Annotated in this window: 28 protein-coding genes; 16 read left to right on the top strand and 12 right to left on the bottom strand. The window is 62.6% G+C overall.

Annotated features, from left to right (window positions below; genetic code table 11):
• Positions 1 to 13 precede the first annotated feature (13 nt).
• From AOT83_RS22155 to AOT83_RS22145, 3 genes are all read left to right on the top strand, one after another.
• Positions 14 to 430 carry a hypothetical protein gene (locus tag AOT83_RS22155; RefSeq protein ID WP_057964242.1) on the top strand — a complete coding sequence of 139 codons (417 nt, stop codon included), beginning with the start codon at positions 14 to 16 and terminating at the stop codon, positions 428 to 430.
• A 115-nt stretch (positions 431 to 545) separates the two neighbouring features.
• On the top strand, positions 546 to 782 hold the full coding sequence (locus AOT83_RS22150; RefSeq protein ID WP_234797702.1) for a hypothetical protein: 237 nt from the start codon (positions 546 to 548) through the stop codon (positions 780 to 782).
• Positions 783 to 867: 85 nt separating this feature from the next.
• Complete coding sequence (locus AOT83_RS22145; RefSeq protein WP_057964241.1) at positions 868 to 1,107, top strand: hypothetical protein; 240 nt, start codon at positions 868 to 870, stop codon at positions 1,105 to 1,107.
• A gap of 129 nt (positions 1,108 to 1,236) precedes the next feature.
• On the opposite strand, the gene AOT83_RS22140 is transcribed toward AOT83_RS22145, so the two are convergent.
• Positions 1,237 to 1,536, bottom strand: coding sequence for a cyclic-phosphate processing receiver domain-containing protein (locus AOT83_RS22140; protein ID WP_057964240.1), 300 nt, complete (start codon positions 1,534 to 1,536; stop codon positions 1,237 to 1,239).
• A 116-nt stretch (positions 1,537 to 1,652) separates the two neighbouring features.
• Positions 1,653 to 1,754: an excalibur calcium-binding domain-containing protein gene (locus tag AOT83_RS28465; RefSeq protein WP_324610512.1), complete on the bottom strand. Its 102-nt coding sequence runs from the start codon at positions 1,752 to 1,754 to the stop codon at positions 1,653 to 1,655.
• Positions 1,755 to 2,534: 780 nt separating this feature from the next.
• Between AOT83_RS28465 and AOT83_RS22135 the strand changes: the two genes are divergently transcribed.
• From AOT83_RS22135 to AOT83_RS22125, 3 genes are all read left to right on the top strand, one after another.
• Entirely contained in the window at positions 2,535 to 5,468 is a 2,934-nt protein-coding gene (locus AOT83_RS22135; RefSeq protein ID WP_082628297.1) for an amidase domain-containing protein, read from the top strand.
• Between the two features lie 3 nt (positions 5,469 to 5,471).
• Entirely contained in the window at positions 5,472 to 5,837 is a 366-nt protein-coding gene (locus AOT83_RS22130) for a hypothetical protein (RefSeq protein WP_057964239.1), read from the top strand.
• Positions 5,838 to 6,057: 220 nt separating this feature from the next.
• Positions 6,058 to 6,552 (top strand): TspO/MBR family protein, encoded by a 495-nt coding sequence (locus tag AOT83_RS22125; protein WP_057964238.1) that lies wholly within the window; start codon positions 6,058 to 6,060, stop codon positions 6,550 to 6,552.
• Here the strand turns inward: AOT83_RS22125 and AOT83_RS22120 are convergent.
• Genes AOT83_RS22120 through AOT83_RS22105 form a run of 4 tightly spaced genes read right to left on the bottom strand, consistent with a single transcriptional unit; the run spans position 6,549 to position 10,886 of the window.
• The gene (locus AOT83_RS22120) at positions 6,549 to 7,916 is read right to left on the bottom strand and encodes a deoxyribodipyrimidine photo-lyase (RefSeq protein ID WP_057964237.1); all 1,368 of its coding nucleotides are present in this window, start codon (positions 7,914 to 7,916) and stop codon (positions 6,549 to 6,551) included. The two genes, AOT83_RS22125 and AOT83_RS22120, sit on opposite strands and share 4 nt — an antisense overlap.
• The gene (locus tag AOT83_RS22115; RefSeq protein ID WP_057964236.1) at positions 7,913 to 9,271 is read right to left on the bottom strand and encodes a TIGR01777 family oxidoreductase; all 1,359 of its coding nucleotides are present in this window, start codon (positions 9,269 to 9,271) and stop codon (positions 7,913 to 7,915) included. Before AOT83_RS22115 ends, AOT83_RS22120 begins: the two co-directional genes overlap by 4 nt.
• Positions 9,272 to 9,321: 50 nt before the next feature.
• Positions 9,322 to 9,969 (bottom strand): heme-binding protein, encoded by a 648-nt coding sequence (locus AOT83_RS22110; RefSeq protein ID WP_030097084.1) that lies wholly within the window; start codon positions 9,967 to 9,969, stop codon positions 9,322 to 9,324.
• A 23-nt stretch (positions 9,970 to 9,992) separates the two neighbouring features.
• Positions 9,993 to 10,886, bottom strand: coding sequence for a cyclopropane mycolic acid synthase family methyltransferase (locus AOT83_RS22105; protein ID WP_057964235.1), 894 nt, complete (start codon positions 10,884 to 10,886; stop codon positions 9,993 to 9,995).
• A 224-nt stretch (positions 10,887 to 11,110) separates the two neighbouring features.
• Between AOT83_RS22105 and AOT83_RS22100 the strand changes: the two genes are divergently transcribed.
• The 6 genes from AOT83_RS22100 to AOT83_RS22075 are packed head-to-tail and all read left to right on the top strand — an operon-like array spanning position 11,111 to position 16,502.
• Positions 11,111 to 12,433, top strand: coding sequence for an FAD-dependent oxidoreductase (locus AOT83_RS22100; RefSeq protein ID WP_057964234.1), 1,323 nt, complete (start codon positions 11,111 to 11,113; stop codon positions 12,431 to 12,433).
• Positions 12,430 to 13,167 carry a DUF1365 domain-containing protein gene (locus AOT83_RS22095; protein ID WP_057964233.1) on the top strand — a complete coding sequence of 246 codons (738 nt, stop codon included), beginning with the start codon at positions 12,430 to 12,432 and terminating at the stop codon, positions 13,165 to 13,167. Before AOT83_RS22100 ends, AOT83_RS22095 begins: the two co-directional genes overlap by 4 nt.
• Positions 13,164 to 14,438, top strand: coding sequence for a class I SAM-dependent methyltransferase (locus AOT83_RS22090; RefSeq protein ID WP_057964232.1), 1,275 nt, complete (start codon positions 13,164 to 13,166; stop codon positions 14,436 to 14,438). Before AOT83_RS22095 ends, AOT83_RS22090 begins: the two co-directional genes overlap by 4 nt.
• Entirely contained in the window at positions 14,435 to 15,220 is a 786-nt protein-coding gene (locus tag AOT83_RS22085) for a DUF1295 domain-containing protein (RefSeq protein ID WP_030097089.1), read from the top strand. Before AOT83_RS22090 ends, AOT83_RS22085 begins: the two co-directional genes overlap by 4 nt.
• On the top strand, positions 15,217 to 15,798 hold the full coding sequence (locus AOT83_RS22080) for a sigma-70 family RNA polymerase sigma factor (protein ID WP_057964231.1): 582 nt from the start codon (positions 15,217 to 15,219) through the stop codon (positions 15,796 to 15,798). Before AOT83_RS22085 ends, AOT83_RS22080 begins: the two co-directional genes overlap by 4 nt.
• Entirely contained in the window at positions 15,795 to 16,502 is a 708-nt protein-coding gene (locus AOT83_RS22075) for an anti-sigma factor (protein WP_057964230.1), read from the top strand. The genes AOT83_RS22080 and AOT83_RS22075 overlap by 4 nt, the downstream gene beginning before the upstream one ends.
• A 26-nt stretch (positions 16,503 to 16,528) precedes the next feature.
• Here AOT83_RS22075 and AOT83_RS22070 read toward each other — a convergent pair whose 3' ends face one another.
• Positions 16,529 to 16,909: a DUF5997 family protein gene (locus AOT83_RS22070; RefSeq protein WP_030097092.1), complete on the bottom strand. Its 381-nt coding sequence runs from the start codon at positions 16,907 to 16,909 to the stop codon at positions 16,529 to 16,531.
• A gap of 28 nt (positions 16,910 to 16,937) precedes the next feature.
• On the opposite strand from AOT83_RS22070, the gene AOT83_RS22065 reads away from it, so the two are divergent.
• On the top strand, positions 16,938 to 17,651 hold the full coding sequence (locus AOT83_RS22065; protein ID WP_057964229.1) for a LysR family substrate-binding domain-containing protein: 714 nt from the start codon (positions 16,938 to 16,940) through the stop codon (positions 17,649 to 17,651).
• A 26-nt stretch (positions 17,652 to 17,677) separates the two neighbouring features.
• Here AOT83_RS22065 and AOT83_RS22060 read toward each other — a convergent pair whose 3' ends face one another.
• Positions 17,678 to 18,403: an alpha/beta hydrolase gene (locus AOT83_RS22060; RefSeq protein ID WP_030097094.1), complete on the bottom strand. Its 726-nt coding sequence runs from the start codon at positions 18,401 to 18,403 to the stop codon at positions 17,678 to 17,680.
• 219 nt (positions 18,404 to 18,622) lie between these two features.
• Between AOT83_RS22060 and AOT83_RS22055 the strand changes: the two genes are divergently transcribed.
• Positions 18,623 to 19,360, top strand: coding sequence for a maleylpyruvate isomerase family mycothiol-dependent enzyme (locus AOT83_RS22055; RefSeq protein ID WP_057964228.1), 738 nt, complete (start codon positions 18,623 to 18,625; stop codon positions 19,358 to 19,360).
• Here the strand turns inward: AOT83_RS22055 and AOT83_RS22050 are convergent.
• The 3 genes from AOT83_RS22050 to AOT83_RS22040 are packed head-to-tail and all read right to left on the bottom strand — an operon-like array spanning position 19,340 to position 22,092.
• Entirely contained in the window at positions 19,340 to 19,984 is a 645-nt protein-coding gene (locus tag AOT83_RS22050; RefSeq protein ID WP_057964314.1) for a YoaK family protein, read from the bottom strand. The genes AOT83_RS22055 and AOT83_RS22050 overlap by 21 nt on opposite strands.
• Positions 19,985 to 20,014: 30 nt before the next feature.
• Positions 20,015 to 21,208, bottom strand: a complete 1,194-nt coding sequence (locus AOT83_RS22045; protein ID WP_057964227.1) for a geranylgeranyl reductase family protein — start codon at positions 21,206 to 21,208, stop codon at positions 20,015 to 20,017.
• A 29-nt stretch (positions 21,209 to 21,237) separates the two neighbouring features.
• Positions 21,238 to 22,092, bottom strand: coding sequence for an SDR family oxidoreductase (locus AOT83_RS22040; protein WP_057964226.1), 855 nt, complete (start codon positions 22,090 to 22,092; stop codon positions 21,238 to 21,240).
• A gap of 186 nt (positions 22,093 to 22,278) precedes the next feature.
• On the opposite strand from AOT83_RS22040, the gene nrdF reads away from it, so the two are divergent.
• The gene (gene nrdF / locus AOT83_RS22035) at positions 22,279 to 23,241 is read left to right on the top strand and encodes a class 1b ribonucleoside-diphosphate reductase subunit beta (protein WP_044105336.1); all 963 of its coding nucleotides are present in this window, start codon (positions 22,279 to 22,281) and stop codon (positions 23,239 to 23,241) included.
• A 121-nt stretch (positions 23,242 to 23,362) separates the two neighbouring features.
• Positions 23,363 to 23,692: a DUF3349 domain-containing protein gene (locus AOT83_RS22030; protein ID WP_030097100.1), complete on the top strand. Its 330-nt coding sequence runs from the start codon at positions 23,363 to 23,365 to the stop codon at positions 23,690 to 23,692.
• Here AOT83_RS22030 and AOT83_RS22025 read toward each other — a convergent pair whose 3' ends face one another.
• Positions 23,693 to 24,214 carry a hypothetical protein gene (locus AOT83_RS22025; RefSeq protein WP_057964225.1) on the bottom strand — a complete coding sequence of 174 codons (522 nt, stop codon included), beginning with the start codon at positions 24,212 to 24,214 and terminating at the stop codon, positions 23,693 to 23,695.
• Positions 24,215 to 24,219: the final 5 nt, after the last annotated feature.

The following is a 24,219-nucleotide window of genomic DNA, read 5'->3' as shown; positions in this document are numbered from 1 at the left end:
AGAATGAGGCAGTATGGTTCCTGAAGGTCAGCCGGTTGGGCAGCCCGGTTCGTTTGAGCGGCGTGGTGCTGCAGGGAAACTGGCGACGAGGCTCTCCATGCTTGCCACGGTCGTGGCGACGTTTTTGTTTGGAATGTATTTGGGGTTTTGGCGTGTCGCGGTGGTGCTCATCGAGGCTCAAGGTCGTGCCAACGTCGATCCCGACGACTATTTGGACCAGATTCATACCGCTGGTCTCTGGGCAAACTTGTGCCGTTTAGTCGGCCCTCTGGTGGTGGCACTCGCCGTTGGACTGGCAGTAGACGGACTCAGGAAAGCGCCGCCTGCACGTGAATTCCTGGCTCGCTATGCCTTGGTTGCGGCTGCAGTGATAGCACTGGGCTACGTAGCTGCATGGGGTTTCCAGCTCGCCGCGGAGATCGCCGGATGAGTGGGCCCAAGGGAGGCCGTCACCAAACCTCATGAGAGTTGGATGTTTTGAGCACCAAAACTGTCGTCCTCGCAGTCTTGGCGTTCGCGGCGGGCCTCGGGTTGAGCATGCTGCTGTGTTGATCGTGGCGGCGGTGTTGTTCCCGGTCTTCTGGTCCGAGGCCCTGTACTTGGGATCCTGGATCACCTTCGGTATCAGCGTGATACTTGCGATCGTGGCTGGGGCCCGCAGGGGCCGGTTCAATGAACAACTCTGCTACTGGCACGCTGTCTTGGTCGGCCTGTGTTCCCTCACTTGGTTCGTGGCAGTCGATACGGCCGTGGAGTACGGCGTACAGACCCCGCACCGTTGAGCGTCGGCAGAATCATGTTGCCCACCAACCGCATTGCTGAAATGCCCTGTGGCGGTGCCTCGATGGGGTTCACACATGGAGTCAGATGATGAGAGCCCCGGAACCGGACTTTTACATCGCCTTGATGGCCGCGGTGATCGGAGGCGTATCCCTATTCGCGGAGCCGCGCGAAAGCACCGCCCAGAAGTGGCTCTATTGGGTGGTCGCTCCTGCGGTCGCGGTCGTATGCATCTCATTGGCGCTCAAAAGCGTGCTTGCCGGATTGGGACTTGGCGCGTTCGTGCTCCTCTTTCTTGCCATGACGTATCTCCGCTACAAGCTCTAGTGCCGTGGAGGGGTGACGGGCAAGGGTGCGCCGTCAGATGCTAGTTCGCCACAAGTGGCAGAATCACCAACGAGCAAGGTACGGGTTCTGCGGCTACGGCCCCACGACTCGTCTGACCCCGGTTGATGGCTACGGCGCGCCGGGGTTGCTCCATCGGCTTACGCCGGGCCCGTACCGCTGCACCATTCCTTCGAGCCACTGTCTACCAATAGGATTCGCGGTGTGCACGTACACACGCTGTGGCCAGTTGCCATGTTCGGCGAGCCACAGCACAACCGGCCGCGTCGTGTCCTCGCCACCCAGGTCGTGGACCAGGCTGATCGCTTCGACGGGCTCGATTCCACCGAGTAGGTTCAGAGCCTCGTCCGAAGTCTTCGCCCAGGCCCAACCGCCCGGGGCGGTGCGTTCATCGTCCACCCACAACCTCATGCGTCGATCTTGCCGAGCATTCGCTAAGGCCGGTACTGATTTTCCGCACTGCACACGCGTACGTCGTTTAGGCCGACGATCGTTGGGTGTCGGGCGTCTCTCGCAGGCGAGGCCCGTCATTGTCTAATCCCAGCTTTCCTATATCCGGGATCGCCCTTCTTGATGTTGTATGCGCCGTCTGCGTGAGCTTCCTTGCAACTCCCATATGGCGGATCTATCCGCGTTGGTGTCGCCGCGCTAGCGCTGAAAGGTACTGACGCGTAGAGATGCTAGCCGGCGGTCAACGCGGGGATCAGAACCGCGAGAGCGACGAGGTTGCGCCAGTTCTCGTATCTGATCCGGGACGTCCAGTGCCATGGAGGCTGATCTGATCGTCGAGTAAATCTAGGACGGCGGAGCGCTGTCCATGACAATATCGTGAGCTCCGGTGAGGGCGGAGAATGTTTGACGGGGTCGAGGAGGCCTAGAACTTGGCTGAAGATGGCTTCGTTGTCTGCAATGGGCGTCTAGCGGTGGGGCACGTGTGGGGCATGGAAGCGTGGCCCTCGGCGACCAATGATCTCCTAACTGCGTCGATAGTCGTTTATATAGCTGCGTCTCCTGCATGCTGTGAAGCACTTTTGGTAAAGAAGCAGGCCAGGGAAAATGCTCCCTGGCCTGCTTCTTATTCAGCTAAGGCCAAAGGCCTTGCGAATGTGACGACATCTCCGTGCCTCCGAACCGGTGTGGGGCGGTGATGAGTAGGCCCTTTTACTGCATCTGCGAGCTATGCGGTGGGCGTGGGACAACTGGATTCATTCGGACCCCAATACGTCAGTTGGAACTGCGGAGCGAGGTGCTTTCGTCTTTCGCCTACGCGTTTGCCGCTGCTAAGTCCTTCTCACGCATCGCCATGTCTCTCTGCGAAGCATGATGTTTGCTACCCGTCTGGACAGTGGCGAGCGAACGGGCGTAGTGTCGTGTCCTCGAGGGGTTTGCGCTGATTCGACGGAGGCGATGTGGCGGGGAATGGTGAGTCAACTGAACAGCTGACAGCGGTGGCGGTAGCCCGCGATAAGGCTCGTTCCGATGAAACCACACAGAAGTTGCCGGTGCGTGATCTTGAACCCGGGCGCACTGCTGGATCTGACCTCGGGCACCGGCTGGCGGCTTTCGCTGTTGGGGGTGTTCTGGTGGTTGGTGCGGTGGCTGCGTTGCACCACCTGTACCGCAGCGGTGATAGTGCCACCGAGTTGATTGGCTGGGCCGGGCTGCTGCTGCTGGCTATGACCGCGCTTGGTGGTGGGGTCAAGCTTGCGATGTGGGGCGTCAGGCCGGTAACGGCCGAGCTATCTGACGCAGTGAAAGGGCGCCTGTCCGAGCCGCTGCTCGCTGTCATGGCGGCCGTTGCGGTAATCGTTGGTGCGTTGGGTATGTGGTGGACGTTCCGCGGTGGGTATGCGATCTGGTGGCAGCACCTCACCGGGGAGAGTCAGTGGTCGCTGCCGCTGGGAGTTGGCCAGATGCTGGTGGCGGTTCTGGCCGGCGCTGCACTGTTCACCGGCGGCAGGTATATGACAGGCCTGGCTAAGGAGACGCTCGCTGGCTCGGGTCTGCTCATTGAGCGTGACCAGGCAACCGGCAAGCGCCGCGCACCGGAAGGGTTGTGGCATCCGGGCCTGGTGGCCGCACTCATCGGCGGTGGTTTGGGTTTGGTGCTGCTGGCGGCTGGGATTACTCCGCGGTTGTATGTGTGGATCACGGGCCCGGACGTGTTTCCTGCGGTGGCGGCGATCACTCTGGTCCTCCTGTGGGCAATCGCCTCCAACCTGGGGTGGTGGAAAGGTCTTGTGGGTCTGTGGAAGTGGGCCACGGATGCCTCGCAGAAGGCTGGTGCTGTCGCGGGTGTTGTTGCGGTGTTGATGTTTTCGGCAAGTGGTTTGGGTTTGGGGTGGTTTACTCCGGCCACGGTTCCGCAGGCGCGGGCGGCGTGCCCGCCGGATTGTGGTGGTCCTGGTGGTAGTGATGGTCCGACTGGGGGTGGGCAGATGTTTCAGCCGCCCAGTCAGGGTGGCCCGCAGATGCCGGACTATCAAGGTGGCATCAATCAGGCGCCGCTGGATCAGAACAACGGCATCAGTATCTACAACACTCAGGCACCCTCAGTTAGCAACAATGGTGCTAACGGGTCTAGTGGGCAGCAGGGGTCTCAGCAGGGGTGGGATCAGCCCGCGCACGGTACTCAGATTCCGGATTATCAGAACGCGACGCCGTATACCCAAGGACCGGGTAAGCCGAATCCGGATTTCAACGGCGGACAGGCCAATCCGGGATCGCAAGGCGGCCAATCGAATCAGGGTGTGCAGCAGCCAGCCCAACAACCGAATCAGGGCGCGCAGCAGCCACCTCAGCAGCAGCCGCCGCAACAAGATACGGGACAGCAGCCGAACCAGTCACCGGATCACCCTGATCAGCAGAAGATCGACGATCTAACGCGCCAGCTGCAGGAAAAGCAGCAGCAGTCCGGTCAGGATCGGCAGCGCATTGACGATCTGACTAAACAACTGCAACAGGGAAAGCAGAACCAGAAGCAGCAGTCGACGAAGTTCCCGTCGAAGGACAAGAAGAAGGACGACAAGGACGACCGCGACGATCAGTCGCAGAACACCGATCTGGCCTCGCTGCTACTTGGTGCGGCGTCGACGCGGCGTCGTAAGCAGGACGAGCAGGAGCAGGGGCCGGATACGCAGGCGCTCGGTCAGGATGCATCCCAAGCGGTGCAGGGTCTTCCGGGCGATGTGCAGACCTATGTGCAGTCCGGTCAGCAGATCGGGCAGTCGTCGGGGCAGGCCGCGCAAGGCTTCGGGTCCGCCGCGCAAGCAGGTGCCTCGCTGGCCTCATCTGCGCAATCCGGAGCGGTGAATCCGCAGGATGCGATCACGGTGGTGCAGGGTGTTTCGCAAGGCATTCAGGGGACCGCGGACGCGATCAATGCGGGAACTGATATCGCACACACCGGTATTCAGGACGCCCAGGGTGTCACCAAGATCGTTGGTGATTTGAACCCCGCGCAGCGCGCGCAGCTTGAAAAACTCTCTGAAACCCTTGGAAGCGCCGACCAGGTCACCCAGTTCGGCGGTCAGGTCGCCGAACTCACCTCCCAGGGCGCCGGAGCTGTGAGCGGTGGCTCCAGCATGGATCCGTCCCAGGTGAAATCTGTTGAGCTAATGAGCGGCGACGCCACCGCTTTGGGAAGCGGGTTCCAGCAGGCCCCGCAATTCGGCACACCGATGGAACCGGCCCCGCCTACGCCGACGCCGCCGCCTGTAGGGCGATATGCCGATATGCCGGTCGGCGGGAATCGCGCGGATGCTGTGGCGTTTGCCGAGAGGTATGCGAAAGGCTGGGGCGCTGATGAGATGTACTTCAACCCACAAACCTACGACTGCACCAACTTCGTCTCTTACGCGCTACGAGAGGGTGGATTCAAACCTGCCGATCCGTTCCATATCAACAACCACACCGAGGACCAGTGGTTCAACACATCCTTGAAGCTGGGCAGTCCGTCTGCCGCGTGGGACAACGCTAGTGGTCTGCTGACTTACATCAATAACGGCTATGGAAAGGCCTCGGGCGGACCGGTCGGCACGGTCATCGGCGAGACGACGTTCAACCCGAGCACGGCTTCCTGGGATCCCAACCAGCTATCCAAAATGGGAATGAAGCCAGGTGACATTCTCTTCTACGACTTCCATACGGGCGAGGGAGTGATCCACGCTTCGATGTACGTTGGGCAGCAACAGTTTATCGATATGCCTGGAGTAGGAGACGCGGTGGACTATCATACAAACGACGTGCAACATCATTCGTGGGCTTTGCCGCATCTGGACGATTCGGGCAATCCCACCGATGTGACCTATCGATTCGTTCGCATGCAATATCCGGGAGAGTAAACGGTGCGCGAGTTTTGGTTGTCACATTGGAAGGTCACTCTCGCGTGGTCACTAGCGGTCGTGCTGGTGTTAGGGGCTGCGGGGCAGTACACGATGTGGCAGCGCTATGGCGTGTTCGCGTGGTGGGACGATAAGCCGCGCTTTCTGCAAGTGCGGGACCGCGGCTATAGCGGCCATGGACTAGTGCGGGCGCCTGGCCCGCACTACTGTCTGCTCGGCACGATGTTTCCGTTCTCCTACCCGATCGCTGCGGCGACACCGCACGGTCCCGATGGGCGAGTGTGCGAGAGCACCGAAGGCCCGGTCGCCGTGTATCTGAAATGGAAAGACGAGCCTTGGACGGTTTACGGCCGACTTGGCGGCCCGTGAATCGGAAGCCAGCACCGAGTTGTCCTGGCCCGGCGAAGCTCGCCGCCCACCTGTGTCGCCTTCCGGAGGTCCTGCCGACACCACGCCGCTGGCAGTCGAGATCGGAGACAGTACCCGGCCCTGATCGGCGAGTTGATCGCGCCGCGTGGAACGCGCGGTCTGGACATTAGGCGGCGGGTAGAGCGTTACCGACGTACGAAATTCTGTCTATTATGGCGTTATGACTCAGGGGATTTCGCGCCGCTGGCCCAGGGAGTGGGCTGGGCTCGCCGTTTCTGTCATTGCGGTGACCATCGTCGCAGGAGTCGGCGGCGCGGCCGCGACGCGGGCTGCGGACACCTATGGGCGCCTGCAACAACCTGGCTGGGCGCCACCGGCTTACCTTTTTGGTCCTGTATGGACGGCGCTGTATGTCTTGATGGCGATATCGGCCTGGCTGGTATGGCGGTCAGAGCCATCACAGGAAAACCGTGTGCCGCTCATCGTGTACGGCGTGCAGCTCGTCCTGAACATGGCGTGGACACCGCTGTTTTTTGGACTTGGCTGGCGGGGAGTGGCATTCATCGAGATCCTCGTGCTGTGGGGATTTGTTGCCGCGACGGTGGTGCTCTTCTGGAACAGAAGTCGTTGGGCCGCAATCTTGTTGCTTCCCTACGTGGCATGGACGACGTTCGCGGCGGTGCTGAATTTCTCGGTGTGGCAGCTGAATAGCTAGTGGTCTTGCCTGGACCGGTAACGGTGCAGAGCGATGTTTCTTTCCTCTGCGTGATCGAGGATGGGTGCCGGGTACCCGCGCGTATGACCGGCGGGATGTTTCCAGGGCGTGATGGCCGAGGCCCCGGGCAGGTGCCGTAGCTCCGGGATGTACTTGCGGATGTATTCGCCGTTCGGGTCGAACTTTTGCGCCTGAGCGGTGGGGTTGAAGACTCGGAAGTACGGCGCCGCATCGGTGCCCGTTCCTGCGACCCATTGCCAGCCGTGCGTGTTGGATGCGCTGTCGGCATCGATGAGATGGTTCATGAAGTGCCTGGCTCCGTGCGGCCACCAGATGTGGAGATCCTTGGTAAGGAAGCTTGCGGTGACCATCCGTACTCGGTTATGCATCCACCCTTCGGCAAGTAGTTGTCGCATGCCGGCATCCACCAATGGGTATCCGGTTTCTCCGCGTTGCCAGGCCGTAAAGCCTTCGCCAGGTTCGGTATAGGTCAAATGCGCTAGCGCATCGGTCAAGTCGGCGCGCGCGGAGTGCGGTTGGTGGTAGAGCACGTCGGCATAGAAGTCTCGCCAGGCAAGCTCCGACATGAACTTGGCGGCGTCTTGGCCCGCGATGGCTGCCAGGTCGGCAAGCAGCGTGCGGGGGTGTATTGCCCCGACTTTGAGGTAGGTCGAGATCCTGGATGTGGCGTCCATGTCGGCGCGGTCACGCCCTACGGCGTAGCCCGTCAGCTCGCGTGTGAGGAAGTGTTCCCACTGCGCGCGGGCCGCACCCTCACCCGCGGGAGGCAATGTGATGCTGCAGCTTTGGGTGAGTTCGGTGAGTAACGACCTGGCGGGGCCTGATTGTGCAGGCTTGGGAGGCTTAACCCAGGAAGGACTGGTTTTCAGCTGGGCGGGGCGCGGCCAGTGGTGTTCGCGCCAGGCGCGCTCGAATGCGGTGAACACCCGATACGCAGACCCGTCTGATTTGGTGATTCGGCCCGGCGTCACTGCGTAGGGCGAGCCCGTCTCGATCCAGTCCACACCAATCTTGGCCAGCGCGGCCGATACCGACGTATCCCGGCGCCTGCCGAAGGGGGTCGTCTCCCGGGCCACGTGCACTTCAGTCGCACCGGAACGTTCCGCCAGTTCTACCAGGATCTTTTCCGGTGCACCGGAACACAGGGAGAGCCGCCCATCGAGTTGTTGATCAAGGTCAAGAACGTTGGCGGCAAGCCATGCATCCCGCGGGCGGGCTGCGCTGCGAAGCAACTGCGGGTCCAGCACAAAGAGGGCAAGTACGTCACCGCTCGCGGCGGCAGCTTGGAGCGCGGGATTGTCGGCCAACCGCAAATCGCGGCGGGCCCACCAGATAACGGTCACGAGCCGGTATGACTTCCCAAGAGATGTCCCAGGGCGGGACCGATACTGGGAGTCCGGAAAACATGCTGACGGTCCAATAGCGTTGCGGGAGAAACACGCTGACTTGCCATCGCGAGCTCGTCGGCACCCTCGCGTCCGAGCAGCAGTGCAGGGCCGAAGGCGGGCACGGGTAAGAGTGCGGGGCGGTGGACTGCCTGGGCCAGTGCGCGTGTGTAGTCGACGTTGCGAACCACGCCGGGGGCCACGGCGTTAACGGGACCCGATAGTGAAAGGTCCCACAGACAACGGTGATAGATGTCCACCAAGTCGTCGATACCGATCCAGGGTAACCACTGGGTGCCGGAGCCCAGACGCCCGCCCAGACCGGCCCGGAAAAGCGGAAGCAGGAGCTTGAGCGTTCCGCCGCGTGGTGACTGAACGATGCCGGTGCGGACGGTGACAACGCGGGTCTGGGCACCCTCGCCGGCTAACGCTGCCTGTTCCCAACGAGCGACCACATTGGAAAGGAAGTCTGCCGTCGGCGGGGGAGGGCTAGTCTCGGTGAGCGTTTCGTCGTCTCGATTCTTCCCGTAGTACCCCACCGCTGAGGCGCTGACGAAGGTGCCGACACCTGCGGATGCGGCGGCTCGGGAAAGTAGGCGCGTGGGCTCGATTCGGCTTGAGGCGATCAGTTCTTTGTGCCGCTGGGTGAAGCGTCCGGCGATGGTGGCACCCGCCAGATGGATAACGGCATCAACGCCTTCCAACGCGGCCGGATCGGGATCATCGGGTTCCCAGTTGCGGTCGGTGCGGTTCTTGGGTTCTCCGCGAACCAGGCGGATCACGCGGTGCCCACCTGTGCTGAGGAACGCGGCAAGAGCGGTGCCGACCAGGCCTGATGCCCCGGTGATGGCCACTGTCGAGGCATTCATTCCATGGTCGGCTGCTCTGCGGTGCGCGGCCAGATCTCCGGTGAGTTGCCGGTGCCGATACGCGATCAGATCGGCGAGAAGCCGTCCCGGAATGGGAGTCTCGATTGTGTCGCGTACCCGAGTGCTGCTATCGCCGACGGGCTCGAACTCGTGAATGTGCCGCCAGGGCAATGCACCACTGACCGCCGACCTCAGTCCCGTCGCGACCGCCTCGTCGACGAATCGTCGGCCGGGCAGGAACGCTTCCCGATCGTGCCGGGCGATCCAGCGCAAGCCTCCCGGTAAATCCAGGACCGCAGTCCCGTCGCGCAGCGAGGCCGCCTCGGTACGCATCTCGACCGGCGCCCACGGCGCCGCCAAGCGATTGAAGGCGCCCGGCCTGGAATGCCAGGCGAACACGTCGTCGACGGGCGCGTCGACAATCACCGAACCACTGATACCCATAAGTCTCCGATCATCGGGAAGTCTAGTTCCACCGTCCTCTGCGTTGTCCCTCAGAAGGTGTCGTCACCTTGCGCGTGGATGGGAACTGCGATCTCGTTGCGTCGAGCGCACGAGAGTGTCCACGGCGGGTCGTAGAACCAGGCTTGCGGATCGCCCGAGGTCTTTATGTTGCTGTCGCGCAGGGTATTAAGCAACTCGTCGGTTCGTTTGGCGACGGCGGCCGCCGATCGGTCGCCGCTGAAGCGCAGCACCGCGAGCGTCTCGGCCGGCACTTCGGTGAGCCGAATGCTCTCGTCGCCGGGAGTGGGCAGGCTTGCCAGCGTCCATTTCGCCGGCATGTAAAACCGGATTATTGAACCACCAGTAGGACTTGACAATTGGCTTACCGGAGCCGTCATGGCGATGGTGTCGCTTTGTTGGGCTACCGGTGCGGTCATCGAGATCTTGGCCTGCCGTTGGTTCTTGCCGAAAATGTAACCCGCAAGGCGGCGAAAACCCTCGCTGCGTGCCTGGTCGTCGTCGGCCAAGACGGTGGTTTCTGCCGCGACTCGGCTGCTGTATTGCCTGATCTGGACCGAAGCGGTCAGTGGCCGTGACGAGTATTGCGGTTCTTCGGTCCCCGAACGGATTCCGACGATATTGCCCGCAGCCTTGAGTAGTTCGGCCCCCAGAGTCCACAGCGGCACGATGGCACTCAATTTCTTGCTCCTTTCGACAAGCGCTACTTCTCGAGATACGGGATGTGCAGCTTCGGGAGGGTGAATTGGGCGACGTCGATGTAGCCGATGCGGAAGTAGTTCGCACATCCGGTGAGGTACTTCATGTAACGCTCGTACACAACCTCGTCCTGAATGGCGATGGCCTCATCCTTGTGTTCCTCGAGTGCTGCCGCCCATAGGTCCAGGGTCTTGGCGTAATGCTGCTGCAGTTGGTGAACTCGCGTGCAGGTGAAGCCCGCCCGCTCGGCATGCTCTCGCACCATCTCGATGGAGGGTAATCGCCCGCCGGGGAAGATCTCGGTGACCATGAATTTGATGAAACGCGCCAGTTCGAAGCTCAGCGGCAGGCCCTTGGCGATGATCTCGTTGGGGTGCAGCCCGGTGATGGTGTGCAGCAGCATGACACCGTCGTCAGGCAGCGCGTTGTAGGCGAACCTGAAAAAGTCGTCGTAGCGGTCAAAGCCGAAATGTTCGAACGCGCCGATCGACACGATCCGATCGACCTTGCCGTCGAACTCTTCCCACCCGTGCAGCTGGACGCTCTTTGACCGGGTGCTCGAGGACGCCGCCAAAAGCTTCTCGACGTGCGACTTCTGATTCTTGCTCAGAGTCAAACCGATGACGTTGACGTCGTACTTTTCCAATGCGCGATTGAGGGTGGCACCCCAACCGCACCCCACGTCCAGAAGCGTCATCCCGGGCTCCAGATGCAGCTTGCCCAACGCCAGGTCGATCTTGGCGATCTGAGCCTCCTGGAGAGTCATATCGTCGCGTTCGAAGTAAGCACAGCTATATGTCTGGGTCGGGTCGAGAAAAAGACGGAAAAAGTCATCCGATAGGTCGTAGTGGGCCTGAACATCGGCGAAATGCGGGCGCAGTCGCGGTGAGTCTGACATCTGGGCAAAACCTTTCCTAGGCGGTGCGGGGAACGTCTACCTGCCGGTCTTTCTTCTGCGGGTGTACGGGCGCTGCTGCACCGGGCATGTATGTGCAGCTCTGGGGTCATTCGGTGCTAAACGCCATCCGGATGGGTCGGTTACCTAAAAATTTGAGCTTGGGCTGTGGCGCCGCTCATAGACGCAATACCCATCCGCGGGCAGGTTTACTCCGAATACGGGGTGTGAGTGCAATATCTGGCCCCGACGGGTCACGGTCCGTCGCCGTCATCGGTAGTGGTGTGGCCGGACTAACCGCAGCTCACGTGCTTTCTGCCTACGACCGGGTCTCGTTGTATGAGGCCGATGGGCGTTTCGGGGGACATGCCCACACCCAGTTCGTCGATGCTGGCCAAGGCGCCCCGACCGCAGTCGACACCGCGTTCTTGGTGCACAACGACCGCACCTACCCCACACTGTGCCGATTGTTCGACGAACTCGGTATCGCCACCTCTGACACGGATATGTCGATGTCGGTGCGTGATGACAGCACTGGGCTGGAATACGCGGGCGCAAGGGGCGTGCGCGGCCTCTTTGCGTCGCCCGCGACAGCGAACCCTCGCTATCTATGGATGCTGGCAGAGATCAAGCGGTTTCATCGCCACGCCCGCCGATTGCTCGCTGCCCCCGATACGGACGACAACGCCCTGAGTCTCGGGGATTTTGTTCGGCAGCGGGGTTTCTCACAGTTCTTCCTCGGCCGCTTCCTGACACCACTGGTGGCCGCCGTGTGGTCGTGCCCGCCCGGGCAGGCCATGGCGTATCCGGCGCAGTACCTGTTCAGGTTCCTGGACCATCACGGCATGCTGTCGGTATTCGGGTCGCCGCAGTGGAAAACAGTGGTAGGGGGCTCGCGCACGTACGTCGACGCTGTGGTGCGCGGCCTACACGAGGCATTCGCCGATTCCCCTGTCACCCAGGTCAGACGGATTCCCGAGGGCGTTGTGGTGACAGCTGCGGGGCACCCGCCGAAGGTGTTCGATGCCGCCGTGATCGCGACGCATCCCGATCAGGCGCTGGCCCTGCTGGCGCAGTCGACCGCCACCGAGCGCGAGGTGCTGAGAGCCATTGGTTACGTGAGCAATTCCGCGCAACTACATACCGACGAGTCACTGTTGCCGCGACATCCCCGTGCCCGTGCGTCGTGGAACTACCTGTGCGGCCAAGGCGGCCAGGGCGTCGTGGTGACGTATGACATCACCCGGTTGATGAGACTGCCCGGTCCGCGCAGGTTTCTGGTCACCCTCGGCGGCGAGCATCTGGTCGACCCCGGGGCGGTGCTTGCCGAAATGACCTACCAACACCCGGTCTATACGCCGCAATCTGTTGCTGCCCAACGCAGATTGTCAAGTCTCAACGATGGCCGTATCGCGTTCGCCGGTGCGTACCACGGATGGGGTTTTCATGAGGACGGTGCCGCATCGGGCCTACGTGCCGCACAAGCATTGGGTCGGGACTGGCCGGTCGGCGTGGCCACCAAGCGCGAGCATCGCGTGGGAGCACGATGAGTTCGGCGACGGCGGTTCCCTGCCTGTACCGCACCCGGATCATCCATGTGCGGCGTTCGCCGGTGACACACCGGTTCGCCTATCGCGGCTACTGCTGGTACATCGATATCGACAAGCCGCCGCGCCTGCCCTTCGGTCTGCGCGCCTTCGCCAATTTCCAAGCACGGGACCATTTCCGGGGGGATGCTGACGACACGCTGCGCCAACGCGTGGATCGATTCTTGGCCGCACACGGGGTAGAACTGGGCGGCGGTACGGTCACCGCGCTGCTGCAGGCACGGGTGTTGGGTCACGTCTTCAACCCACTCAGCTTGTACTGGTGCCATGATCGCCACGGCAATCTCGTCCACATCATTGCCGAGGTCCACAACACCTATGGCGGACGGCACGCATACCTGCTGCCCCCGACCGCCGATTCCCCAGTGGACAAACAGCTTTACGTGTCGCCATTCAACGGTGTCGACGGACAATACCGAGTTCGAGCCACTCGCCCCGGCGAGACATTGAGCATCAGTATCTGGTTGCAGCGAGGCGGACATCTGCCGTTCTTCGCCGCGGTGCGCGGCACCCGGCGCCGGGCCCGGGTCGGTGAACTGTTGTGGTTGCAGGCCGCCGCGCCCCTGGCCCCACTGATGGGTGCGCTGGCCATCCGTAAAGAAGGGATCAGGCTGTGGCTGAAAGGGCTACCGGTGGTAGAGCGCACACCTACACGCGAGAGGGAAAGGATAGCGTGAACGGTCATCTCGACAGCACCACTACCGATGCGCGTGATATCGGGGCGCATCGCCCGCTGGATATCGCGCCGGTTCCTTCCGGGCCGCTGGCAGCGGCACGGGCGGTAGTAGCCGACAAGCTGCTGCGCCGTGCGGCCGCGCGGCTCCCGGTGCGGGTGGTGTACCCGGACGGGTCCTTTGTGGGAGCAGCAGATACGTCCCTGCCCACCATGAGAGTTCGGCAGCCGACGGCACTGGCACGACGTCTGGGTCGATCCGGCTTGATCGGATTCGGCGAGGCGTACATGGCTGGAGACTGGGACTGCGACGATCTGCCCGGCTTTCTCACCCCATGGGCAGCATCAATGGGGGAGTTGATTCCCCCTAGCTTGCAACGCTTCCGGCATCTCACCGTGCCGCGCGCTCCACGGACTCAGCGCAACGAGCCACCACAGGCCCATCGCAATGTTGCGCATCACTATGACCTGTCGAACGACTTCTTCTCGCTTTTCCTGGATGAGACGCTGACCTACTCGAGTGCGCTGTTCGACCACATCCCTGGCTCAGCAGCGATGCTGGCGGATGCCCAACACCGCAAGATCGATCGCTTGCTGGACCACGCACAGGTAGGCCCCGGCACCAGGGTTCTGGAGATTGGTACCGGGTGGGGGCAATTGTGTTTATCGGCCGCCGCTCGCGGTGCGCACGTACGGTCGGTCACCTTGTCGAGCGAGCAACGGGAACTGGCTCTGCAGCGGGTACGGGCTGCCGGTCTGTCTGACCGAGTGCAGATAGAGCTGCGCGACTATCGAGACGTTCAGGGCCAATACGACGCTATCGTGTCGGTGGAGATGCTCGAAGCGGTCGGATTCGATTTCTGGACAACGTATTTCCAAACCATCGACCGTTTGCTCAAACCAGGAGGCCGACTGGCCCTTCAGGCCATCACCATGCCCCATGAGCGGATGCTGGCCAGCCGCAACACCCATACCTGGATACAGAAGTACATTTTCCCCGGCGGTCTGCTTCCCTCGGTACGGGCAATCGCCGAAACAACCACGGATACCACGCATTTGCGGACCATCGAGACAATGTCCCTGCGGCCGCACTACGCCGAAACACTGCGGCTATGGAGTCAGCAGCTCGCGGCCCGGCGCGAGAGCGTACTGGCGCTTGGATTCGACGACGCCTTCTACCGTATGTGGCAGCTGTATCTGGCGTATTCGGAGGCCGGGTTCCGATCCGGATATCTCGATGTCCACCAATGGATTTTCCAGCGAGGTCAACAATGAACTTCTTCACCGTGATGGTGTGCTCGCTGTGCGCTGTGGTGGCCGTGCACAGTGTCACTTTCCTGATCGGCTACCGCATAGGCCGCTACAACGTGGTCGACGTCGCGTGGGGCCTCGGGTTCATCGCAGTTGCCGTGGTGTGTGCCGCGTTCGGTGACGGTGATCGGCAGCGCCAGGTTCTGCTGCTCGCGCTCGTCGGTATATGGGGTGCCCGGCTCTCGTGGCACATGTGGGTGAAGTCGGCTGGGAAAGGCGAAGATCCGAGGTACCGCGACCTGCTTGGTGGCGACTTCTCGGTGCCGCATGTGCTGCGTAAGATCTTCGTCATCCAGGCCGCTGCCACCTGGTTGGTATCCCTACCCATCCAACGCTCAGCCGTTGAAGGGCCAACCCCTGAATCGCTGCGTCCCGTAGTAGTCGTCGGCATCGGGTTGTGGCTGTTAGGAATGCTTTTCGAAGCGGTGGGTGATTTTCAGCTGCGCCGTTTCAAACAGGACCCGGCCAACAAGGGCAAGATCATGGAGCAGGGCCTATGGGCTTGGACTCGGCACCCGAACTATTTTGGTGATGCCTGCGTGTGGTGGGGGCTGTGGTTGATCACCATCACTGGCTGGCAATCGTTGGCAACGGTGCCGTACCCGGTGCTGATGACCTACTTCCTGGTCTACGCCACCGGAGGTCGCCGCACCGAGAAGGCAATGGCCGGGCGGCCCGGATTCGCTGACTACCAACGCCGGGTCTCATTTATCCTGCCGCGTCCCCCGAAACGCGAATCGCCATGAACATTCTCCGCGATGCGTTTAGGCTCACGGGCGTGACTGGCGACCTGGATACCCTCTTGCGCGATGTCGCCGACCGTGATTCCGCGGCATTCGCCGCTCTCTACGATCACACCCGCTCGCGTGTGTACGGTCTGGTGCTGCGGGTATTACGGGACCCCGGCTATAGCGAGGAGACAACGCAAGAGATCTACCTACAGATCTGGCGTTCCGCCCAAAGCTATGACCCGACCGCCGGATCGCCTCTGGCCTGGATCATGACCTTGGCTCATCGGCGCGCCATCGACCGCGTGCGCTCGGAGCAATCCGCCGCCGACCGCGAGTCGCGCTACGGCGCCGCCACTATCGAGCGTGCCGCCGACGAGGTCACTGAATCGGTGATCCGTAGCGAAGAGCAGCGGCAAGTCACTGAATGCCTCGACACACTCACGGATACACAGCGCCAGTGCCTACATCTGGCCTACTACGACGGTTTGACTTATAACCAAGTCTCACAACGGCTTGCCGCTAATCTGGCAACTATCAAGTCTCGTATGCGTGACGCAATCAAGGCGCTGCGCCGATGCCTGGGGACACCATGACCGAACCCAACGACCTCATCACCGCCGCGACTCCATACGCACTGCATGCGTTGCCCGACGATGAACGAGACGACATCGACCGGTGGTTGTCAGCCGGCGCGCCTGAACACACGCTCTCCTTTACCCAGGAAGTGCGTGCCACACGCGAAACCATGGCGGCCCTGGCGGCAAGTACCGCAGTCGAACCCCCGGCCCGGCTTCGACCGCGCCTGCTCAAGATTGTGGCCCGGGATATCCAAAGAGATTCCGGGGCAAAAGATATCAACCGTTGGAGAGCACCTCTGGTGGCTGTTGCGGCCGCTACCGCAATCGGGCTGGCGGCGGCTGGGATCGGAACTATCCTGCGGCCTCCGCCACCGTCCGCGCAGCAGGTCTTCACCGCAACCGATGTGCGAACGGTCAGCGGTTCTATCCCGACCGGTGGTACCGCGACGGTCGTCTACTCGAGGCAGAAGAACACGGCGGTGTTGGTGATGAACAATGTCGCACCACCACAACCCGGCACTGTGTACCAAATGTGGCTGATCGGCGACCGCGGGCCGGAGTCGGCGGGAACCATGGATACTCAGGCCGTCGCACCGTCGACCACAGCGGTCATACCCCACCTCAACAACTCCACCGCACTGGCATTCTCTGTCGAGAAGGGCCGCGGCTCGACCTCGCCGATGGGCCCGATCATCGCGCAACTGCCGCTGAACCAGTAGCCGAAGGCCCGTTGATCTCTAACGGATCAGCGGGCCTTGTCTGCGCGCAGCGCCTTCACGCGCCGCTGTTCGCGTAGCACCTCTTGGTAGCTCTCGCGTTCGGCGATCAGCCAGGGCGGCTTCTCCTCGAGCAGCTGATCGATCTGCTCGGTGGTCAGCGCGCCCTCGACACCCCCGCGTGTGAGGCCGGAAATCGATACGCCCAGCTTGGCTGCCACCAGGTTCTTCGGGTGCGGTCCATGCTTGCGGAGGTCTTTGAGCCACTCGGGCGGGTCTGCCTGCAGGGCGGCCAGCTCGGCGCGGGTGATCGGGTTCTCCTGGAACTCCGCAGGGGTCGCCTGTAAGTACACGTCCAACTTCTTCGCCGCGGTGGCGGGTTTCATGGACTGCGCGTTCGGCCTGCTCATGGCATCAGCCTATCGGTAGCCTGATGCGGTGACCCCGCCCTCGCTCACTCTCGGGTACGTCCCCGGCGGGACGCCCGCGAAGTGGGCCCGCATCTGGGCGGAGCGTCATCCCGGGGTCCCGCTGCAGTTGCGAGCGGTCGCCGCAGCCGACGCGGCGGACGCGGTGCGGGCCGGCGTCGTCGATGTGGCCTTGTTGCGGCCGCTACCCGACCCAGCCGGGCTGGCGGTGATCCCTCTCTACGACGAGACAACGGTGGCCGTGGTTCCGGTCGATCACCATCTCAGTGCTGCCGACGCGATAACCGCGGCGGACCTCGATGGCGAGCCGACGCTGGTGCCGCTCGACGATGTCCTGAACTGGGATGACGCTCCGGGCAGTCCGGTGAAGCATCGACCCGAGACCACCGAGGAAGCAATAGAACTCGTCGCGGCGGGGCTGGGTGCGCTCATCGTCCCGCAGTCCTTGGCGCGGCTTTATCACCGTAAGGACCTCACCTATCGCCCGATCGCCGACGCGCCCACGTGTCCGGTGGCGCTTGCCTTTCCGGAGGGCACGCAGTCGGCACTGGTCGAGGAATTCATCGGCATTGTGCGTGGCCGCAAACCCGGTTCATCGCGGGGGCAGGCCGAGCCGGCGCCGAAACGTACCGCCCGCGAGAAGACCCTGGCCAAGCAGGCCGCCCGCGCCACCGCGGGCAAGGTCGCCCGCAAGCCGGGACGAACCGAGCGCGGTCGGCGCTGACACCGAGTGAAGTGGTGTGCGTCGGGTTAGACCGGGGTATGTCGTTTCAGGAACTCGGACACCGCTTCTCGTGCAGCGGAAAGCTCCTCGGGCTCTTTCCACCGTTCGATGAATTGCGCATCCGGTACCGCGTCCACAAGTGCGCGACTGGCGACCGCGGGATGGAACCTGTCGTCACCGTTGAGGACGAGCAGCGGAGCCCGGATATTCGTCAATTCCGCGTCGGGCACACTAAAGACTCGATTGTCGTTGATGAACAACGCATTCCAATATTTCTGCCATGCGGTGTCATCGGCTTCGGGGTGAGTTGACACCAAGCCTGTCGACCACTCGTCGAAGATCTCCCGAAATGTGGCGAGATTGTCGTCCTGGCCGATGGTCTGCGCCACCACCGCGGCGGTGATCCGTTCCGGTGCGGTGGTGGCGAGTTTGGCGATGAAGGAGCCACCGATGCACATGCCCAGGACGTGGAAGCGGTCGATACCCAGGTGATCGAGCAGGCTCAACTGATCGGACGCATAGGTCGCCCAGGTCTCTTGGCCGGTGACCCTGGCCGAGGACTGGCCTGCGTTGCGCTGATCCATCGTGATGACGCGATAGTGGGCGGAGAGTTCCTGGATAGGGTTCCATGCGACGCGTTCCCAGTACGGAATCGATGAGCGCAGGCCACCGGGCGCAAGCAACAGGATGGGGTGTCCGGAGCCCTGTTCCTCGTAGTAGAGGCTGGTGTTCTCTGCATCGAAAAAAGGCACGTCACGACTCTACTGATCGTGTGTGTTCGGCGATTGCGGTAACGAGGTGGCCCCGCCGCGTGGGTTGTTGTCGAGCACGAGAACATGCATGCGTAGTGGCATGCACGGCGGCGGCACGCGATGACGATCATGTCGCGCGAAACTCGCCGCACCGTATCTGTTCGGTCAATTGAGCGGACTCGGGTCTCGGCACTTGCCGGATGCTGGTATGACTGCCGTATGACACCCGATCAGTGGCTAGAAGCGCTACGTACCGGGATTGCGGCGGTCGTCGCGACCCCGCCCGAGCATCTGGACCGGGAAGCGCCGTCCTGCCCTGGCTGGACAGCACGCGACGTCGTGGCCCATCTCGGCGGAGTGCACCGCTGGGCCGTGGGAGTCGTTACCGGTCAAAAGATTCCGTACGCGGATGTCGACCCGGAGGCTCCGACAGGGGAGACCGTCATCGGGTGGTATGCCGATCGCGCAGATAGCCTTGTCGCTGCGTTGACGTCGAACTACCTTGATGCGCCGACGAAGTCGCCGTTCGGTGAGCGGCCGGTGCGGTTCTGGTATCGCCGGCAGGCCAACGAGGTGGCGGTGCACCGCTGGGACATCGAGTACGCATACCGGGGCTGGGACGCCGCCCCCATCGACGAGACCCTCGCGGCCGATGGCATCAGCGAGTGGTCGGAGCTCTTCACACCCAGGCGTATCGGGCGTGACGGCGGCACCCCGGAGGACCTACGGGGAGCGCGAATACTTCTGCACGCCAACGACGCCGACGGCTCCTGGCTGTTGCGTGCCGATGCCGACGGCATCGGCATCGTGGACGACGACGCGGAACCGGACGCCACGATTACGGCGTCGACGTCTGACCTATTGCTGGCGCTATGGCACCGGGTTCCGTTGTCACACTTGACGGTCGATGGAGATGTGGCTCGTGTCGAGCGGGTGCTAGATCTGGTCCGGATCTAAATCCTCAGGGCTGGAACGGCGCACCAACCACGTGGTGATAGTGGCGATGAGCAGCAGCGCCAGGCCAATCCACAGTGCGTTGAGTCCGATGCGGTGGTAGGTCGCCGCGCCCAGGACGGCGCCGACGGTTAGGCCCGCCCAGAGTGTGATGTAGCGCAGCCACACCCACCGAGGGCCGCCGAAGAACGCATCGACGAGTCGCTGCCCGGCCTTGACCACCGTGCCGGTGATGTAGGTGAGGCCCACCTGGACTTCGCCGGAGCGCTGGAAAACCGAGTTCATGGAGCCCATCGCGAGTGCCGTCAGGAGCAGCGCCGCGACGCCCGCGCCTAATTCCTGGGTGATCGCCGCCGCCGCCACGGTGCTTGAGGCAACCGCCAGGACGGCGACCCGTTCATGTTGGCCGCTGATGCGTGATGCGACCGAGCCGACCATCACTCCGATGAAGAACATGCCAATCAAACCGGCTGCCTTGTAAGCGGATTCCCAGTGCTGGGTGGCGGTTGACGCCGCCATCCTGGTCGTGTTCCCGCTCATGAAGGACAGGAAGTACCCGCCCAGATGCACGAACCCAATCGCATCGAGAAACCCCGCGACAGTGGATAGTCCGGTGGCGAGCACCATCTCACGCCGCCGGATCGACCACACGGCGAATCAGTGCTTGTGGCCGGGGCCCTGAGCCCGCTTGTACAAGGCCTTGAGCATGTTGTCGCGGAAGGTCGCGTTGTCCATCAGCTTGATGCCCTTGTCGCATAGCCACGGATTGCCCAGCGCGCGGTGCATGATCCGCCCGCGGCGGTACTCCCGGCCCCAGGCGTCGTTCATCCGCTGCTGGTAGTTGGTGAAGTCCTGTGGCCCGGCGTTCTGCAACGCCGCCACCGCGCATTCGCCTGCCGCCAAACCGGATTCGAGCGCCTTGGAGATGCCGGCGCCACTGACCGGCTTACCCGCGCCCAGCGCGTCGCCGGCGAACAGCACGCCGGGACGCCAGGGCGGCCACGCGGTGAATCCCATGGGCAGGCGCCAGGCGCGCACACCCTTGTTCTTGCGCAGCTCGGCCAGGTCGGGTAGCTCCCACTCCCTGGGCAGCTTCTTCATGTAGGTGTCGAGCACCTGCGCGGCGTTGACGTCCTGCCACTTCTTGTAGCTGTTGACGTACCCGATGCCGATGTTGATGCGTCCGGCGCCGAGTGGGAAAACCCAGCCGTATCCGATCAACGCGTCGTTGTTGTGGTGCAGTCGCAGGTCGATGTCGAGCATGTTGGAGTCTTCGCGGTTGGCTTCCATCTCGGCCCGGATCGCAATCGCGGTGTATCCCTTGACCTCGGAGTCGAGGTTCATCGCGCGCTTGATGGGGGAGTAGGCGCCGTCGGCGACAATCACCGCGTCGGCCGAGATGGTCTCGCAAGATCCATTCGCGGTTTTGACTTCGATGCCCTTGACCAGGTCGCCGTCGCCGATTGGGGCCACTGCCTCGGTGGACTGGCGCACTTCCACGCCTGCGGACTCGGCGTGTTTGAGCAGCAGGGTGTCCAGCTCAGGGCGGCGCACCACATGTCCGTGATCGGGCATACCGGGACGCTTGGGGAAGGTGAGTTCCCAGACGCTGCCGCTGTCCACGCGCACACCATCGACGCGATGGAACTGGGCGACCTCATGGGCCAGGCCCATTTTCTGTAGGTAGCTCACCGCACGGGCGGTCAGGCCGTCGCCGCAGGGCTTATCCCGCGGGAACTCGGCCTTGTCGACGAGAACCACGCTGGCGCCGGTTCGGGCGGCTTGCCAGGCCGCGGATGACCCGGCCGGGCCTCCGCCGACTACCGCAATGTCGTAGTGCTTCTCGCTCACGTATCAAATAGTAAGGGCCGAGAGCGCGGCTATTCGCCGTCGGGCTTGGTCACGCCCAGGCTCGAACCCGCACGGTTCTCGTATGCGCTGCGTGCGTTGGTGTCGATATCGAGGAACACGCGATCGGTTCCGGTCTTTTTGCTCATGAACCGGCGGACCTTGGTGGGCAGGGAGTTGACGATCGTGGTGACGGCACCGAGTGGCTTGGGGACGGTGACCTGCACGCGCGGTTTCTCGATGATGCGCACCACGGCCGCGGCGATGTCTTCGGGTTCGACGGGTTTCTGGGCGCCGGTCGAATCGGTGCCCGCGATCAACTCGGTGTTGGTAAACGTCGGCAGTACGGCGCTGACCTGGACCCCTTGTGGCTCGAACTCGTCGCTCAGCGCGCGGGACAGCCCGACAACACCGAACTTGGACGCGTTGTAGACGGCCATGCCGGGGGCCGCCATCAAACCGGCCACCGAGGCGATGTTGACGATCTGACCGCCGCGACGCGCCACCATCTCGGGAAGTGCCAGGCGACAGCCGTTGATGACGCCGTACAGATTCACCTCCAGCATCGACCGAATCGCGCCGTCGCTCGTGGACAGGAATGGTCCGATCGGCATGACACCCGCGTTGTTGATGAGCACATCGACAGGTCCGCCGACACCGGCTGCCTCCAGAAAACGCTTGAACGAGGTGGGGTCGGTCACGTCCACGGGGTGGGCGTCGACATTGCCTTCTTCTTTGAGGCCCTCGACGGCCGCGCCGAGTGCCTCAACATCACGGTCGCCGATCACCACGCGGGCGCCGCGCCGCAGCAGGGCGGTGGCGGTGGCGTAGCCGATACCGCGCGCGGCACCGGTAATGGCGATGTTCTTACCCGTGATTTTGTCCATGACCACGGACTTTACACGTGTCAAGTTTGTGTCACTGGGAATTCTGCCGAATGAGTTCGACACGCTTAACCACAACACGTTGTGTTGCGCCGCGATGTCGGCCCCCAGGGGTAGTGTCTGTCCCACAGTCAGCGAATCCCGCGAATCTGTTCGACGTTCTCCAGGAGTGGTCTCGTGAGTGAAAAACTGAAGCTGGTCAGCCGCGTCTCGGCGATCAACTGGAACCGGGTTCCCGATGAGAAGGATGCCGAGGTCTGGGACCGGCTCACCGGTAACTTCTGGCTTCCCGAAAAGGTGCCGGTATCTAACGACATCCCGTCGTGGAACACCCTCACCGATTTCGAAAAACAATTGACCATGCGGGTTTTCACGGGCCTGACGCTGCTGGACACCATTCAGGGCACCGTCGGCGCGGTCAGCCTGATCCCCGACGCGATCACTCCACACGAGGAAGCGGTGTACACCAACATCGCGTTCATGGAGTCGGTGCACGCCAAGAGCTACAGCTCGATCTTCTCGACGCTGTGCTCCACGCGCGAGATCGATGACGCGTTCCGCTGGTCGGAGGAGAACCCGAACCTGCAACGCAAGGCCGAGATCGTCATGGAGTACTACCGGGGCGACGAGCCGCTCAAGCGCAAGGTTGCCTCGACCTTGCTGGAGAGCTTCCTGTTCTACTCCGGCTTCTACCTCCCGATGTACTGGTCGAGTCGCGCCAAGCTCACCAACACCGCCGACATGATCCGCCTCATCATTCGCGACGAGGCAGTGCACGGGTACTACATCGGCTACAAGTTCCAGAAGGGTCTGGAGCGCGTCGATGAGGTCACCCGCTCCGAGATCAAGGAGTACACCTACGACCTGCTTTACGAGCTGTACGAGAACGAAACCGATTACACCGAAGACCTTTACGACGAGGTCGGGCTCACCGAGGACGTCAAGAAGTTCCTGCGCTACAACGCCAACAAGGCCCTGATGAACCTGGGCTATGAGGCGCTCTTCCCGCGCGAGGAGACCGACGTGAACCCGGCGATCCTTTCGGCGCTGTCACCGAACGCCGACGAGAACCACGACTTCTTCTCCGGGTCCGGTTCCTCGTACGTCATCGGCAAGGCAGTGAACACCGAAGACGAGGACTGGGACTTCTAGATCTTCTACTGCTGAACAGTCCCTCGACGCCGGGGGACTGTTCGCCGAGAACAAATGAACGGCCGGTGAACTGTACTGATGTCACCTCGCGCTGTGAACCTGCTGCAGGGACACTATTAGCGTGACGAGCACATCGATTATCGGTTCGATCCTGTCTTGGCTGTCTGCGGGATACCCCGAGGGAGTACCCCCCACGGATCGGTTTCCACTGCTGGCGCTGTTGCGCCGCACGCTAACCGAAGAGCAGGTCAAGGAAGTCGTCGCCAAGCTGACCGACCCCCAGTCGTCTGCACAGATCGACGGTGTGGTGAGTCAGGACGAGATCGAGAAGTTCATCACGGACGTGACGAAGGATGAGCCGACCGCTCAAGACATTTCGCGGGTGGCCTCGCGCTTGGCCGCAGGTGGCTGGCCGCTTGCCGGCGTGGACTCCACCGCGCTCAACGCGTAACTAGAACGCCCAGTTGCGTTCTGGGCTGAGTACGAATCCGTGTGTACCGCGGAGATCGTCCACCAAACACGCCGTGGTCTTGGGTGCCGGGGTGGCACATGTCAACGTGGTCTGGCTGCCGTCGTCGTTGTGCACTGGGGCGGCTATCCGTACCTGGTGATTGCCGGGCAGCACTGGGACACGGGACAAATCGGGGTTGCCCTGCGATTCGCCCACGGTCGCAGGGGTGCCGTTGTTCCGTGCATAGCTACCCAGATCCAGTTGCGCCGACCCGGAGCCCTTAGGCCCGATGCAGGTCCACTGAAAATACGGATTCCATCCGGCGCTTTCACACAAAACCCCATCGGGTGTCGCGAACCGGTAGACCTTGACGCTGAAGTACTGCCGGGACTCGACGGCGGGGAGCCCGCTGATGTCGGGGAAGCCAGAGGGCGGGTCGGCGGCAGCGGAACCAGCGCTAACGGTTGTCGCGCACAGCAGCGCGACCGATGCGCACACGCCTAGCCTGACGCTGCTCTTCATACACG

Origin of the sequence: Mycobacteroides sp. H001, from assembly GCF_001440005.1 — a bacterium.
Taxonomy (GTDB): Bacteria; Actinomycetota; Actinomycetes; order Mycobacteriales; family Mycobacteriaceae; genus Mycobacterium; species Mycobacterium gwanakae.
This window is presented reverse-complemented; position numbering and strand designations above follow the sequence as displayed.